Here is a 976-nt window from a genome sequence, read left to right on the forward strand (position 1 = left end):
TGTCCTGCAAGGCGGCCATCAAGGCAGGGCAGCGCCTTACGGACGATGAGGCCGCCGGCCTGCTGCGTCAGTGGCTTGCCGCTCCTGACAGGGAATACTGCCCGCACGGACGCCCCTGCGTGCTGCGCTGGGACGGCCCGGAGCTGGAAAAAATGTTCAAGCGGCGGCAGTCCTGAGGTTTTGACCCGGCAGTGCCTGTGTGCGGGGTGAAAGCCCGGGGAGTTTTTTGCACAAACCTGCCGGAGTCATGAGTCAGGGCTGCCGCACGTAAAAAATGCATGCTGCGGTTATGGTTTTGCTGGCCGGGCTGTGGCGCGGAGATATTATATGGAAAAAAAATATTGGCTGCTGAAGTCGGAGCCGGGGTGCTATTCCATCGACGACCTTGCGGCCGAGCCTGATCAGGTCACCAGTTGGGGCGGCGTGCGCAACTTTCAGGCGCGTAATTTCCTTCGTGATCAGGTGGCCGTGGGCGACATGGTCATCTTTTACCACAGCGTGACTGCGCCTTCGGCGGTTGGCGTGGCCCGCGTGGTCAGGGCCGGATACCCTGACCCCACTGCCTGGGAGCCGGAAGACGAACACTTTGACCCCGGATCGACCCCGGAAAAACCGCTCTGGTTCGCGGTAGACGTGCGTTTTGTAAAAAAATTTTCCAAGCCCGTGCCGCTCAAGGCCATGCGCATGGTTCCCGCCTTGCTCGGCATGGAGCTTTTGCGCAAAGGGTCCCGGCTCTCGGTTATGCCCGTTACCAGGGAAGAGTTTGATATCATTTGCAAGATGGGTGATCTGGAAGACAGCCGGATCATCTGAGGCTGCACCGCGCCGGCGGTCTACACCGGGGCCGCTTGCGCGGCGCAGTGGCGGGCTGACAGTGGGCGGCGCCTTTTCTGATGTCGCCTTGTGTTCTCCGTGATGCCCTTTTGGCGTTCCCGCGACAGCCTTCCGCATCCGCCCGGCATTCTTCCGATGCCCC

At 61.3% G+C, this 976-nt stretch carries 1 protein-coding gene; it reads left to right on the top strand.

Annotated elements, in window-relative coordinates:
- The first annotated feature begins 327 nt into the window (after positions 1-327).
- The gene (locus V6C16_RS14195; protein WP_333536001.1) at positions 328-813 is read left to right on the top strand and encodes an EVE domain-containing protein; all 486 of its coding nucleotides are present in this window, start codon (positions 328-330) and stop codon (positions 811-813) included.
- Positions 814-976 lie beyond the last annotated feature (163 nt).

Origin of the sequence: Desulfovibrio sp. 1188_IL3213, assembly GCF_036763145.1 — a bacterium.
Classification (GTDB): Bacteria; Desulfobacterota; Desulfovibrionia; order Desulfovibrionales; family Desulfovibrionaceae; genus Desulfovibrio.

Excerpts from the sequence above, each read along its gene's own strand:
- V6C16_RS14195 (WP_333536001.1), top strand. The coding sequence starts at position 328 with ATGGAAAAAAAATATTGGCTGCTGAAGTCGGAGCCGGGGTGCTATTCC.